The following is an 837-nucleotide window of genomic DNA, read 5'->3' as shown; positions in this document are numbered from 1 at the left end:
TTGATAACAAGATAGGATTAAAGCCATATCAGCTAAGGGAAGAAATAAAAATGCCGAAGGCTCCAGAAGGATTAGAATACAGAAATTTAGGTACAATGGAGCACAATATATGTGATGTATTAGCTCAAAGAATGAAGGGAAGAAAAATGAGTTGGTCTATTAAAGGTGCCAATAATTTAGCTAAAATACTAGCTGAAAAAGCAAGTAAAAGAATATACAATGTGATAAATGAGGTTTGTTCAGGAGTTGTTTCAGATGATAAATTAGAAACAATAACAGAGATGATTACATTAACAGCAGCTGATGTAAATAAGAAGGTAAAGAAAAGTAAGTATTATCCTATACAACAAGCAAGAATACCATTTACAGGCTGCGCCATGACTAATGGAAGAAAAGCTATACAAAGCTTTTTCAAAGAAAAAAAATTTAGTGAACTTATTTATAGATAGTTTTAAAATTTTAAATAAAAAGTTAACGGGATAAGTGCGCCCTTTCGGGCTGCGGGCGAAGCCCTTTTGGAATAAAATTTTCAACTGAATTTATAATGGAAAAATTAAGAAATAAAATTGCCCACTTTAACTTGACACAAACTATTTTGTCAGAAGTTTAGCACTTAAAAATTTTTGGGGCGTGAGCCCGCTGATTTATAATGAATGATTGAGGGTTAGGTTAAAAACCATAAATTCTGATTTTTGCTGGAAATTTTAGAGAAAAAATTTGCATAATAAAAGCATCCTTTTTATAATAGTTTTGACAAGAAACCAACTTAAAAAGGATGCTGATAAAATGAGTAAAAGTTATTTAAAACAATTACTTACTTATATTAATAAGGTATAC

At 30.1% G+C, this 837-nt stretch carries 1 pseudogene; it reads left to right on the top strand.

The features are described 5' to 3' along the window. Positions 1-449 (top strand): annotated as a pseudogene (locus FGK85_RS15190) (ISLre2 family transposase); the annotation flags it as partial. Positions 450-837: the final 388 nt, after the last annotated feature.

This window comes from Haloimpatiens lingqiaonensis, from assembly GCF_901447495.1.
GTDB classification, from domain to species: domain Bacteria; phylum Bacillota; class Clostridia; order Clostridiales; family Clostridiaceae; genus Haloimpatiens; species Haloimpatiens lingqiaonensis.
The sequence above is the reverse complement of the archived record's forward strand: the minus strand, read 5'-3'. Positions and strand labels throughout refer to the sequence as shown.